Raw genomic sequence first — 347 nt, forward strand, 5'->3', positions numbered from 1 at the left:
CCTCTTTCCCTCACTCACGCTCTTCCCATCTGGTCAGCACCTCGCCGCGCAGGCGCGCCTCCTCGAGCCGGGCATTGAATCCGGCGATGTTGCGCACGCCGACCTTGGACATCTTCTTGTAGCGCTCCTCCAGCTCGCGCACCGCCCATTTGAGGGCGATGACCGCCTTCTTTGGATCGGTGACGACGGGGGAGAGCAGGTGCGGCATGCCGTCGTAGACCGACAGCTCCAGCATCTTCGGGTCGACCATGATCAGGCGGCACTCCTCCGGCTTCATCCGGTAGAGCAGGCTGAGGATCATGGTGTTGATCGCCACCGACTTGCCCGAGCCGGTGGTGCCGGCCACC

The 347-nt window shown here is 64.6% G+C and carries 1 pseudogene; it reads right to left on the reverse strand.

Annotated features, from left to right (window positions below):
* Positions 1–28: 28 nt before the first annotated feature.
* A pseudogene (locus tag MKK68_RS11930) lies at positions 29–347 on the reverse strand (FtsK/SpoIIIE domain-containing protein); the annotation flags it as partial.

It is taken from the genome of Methylobacterium sp. E-016, assembly GCF_022829745.1.
Taxonomy (GTDB): domain Bacteria; phylum Pseudomonadota; class Alphaproteobacteria; order Rhizobiales; family Beijerinckiaceae; genus Methylobacterium.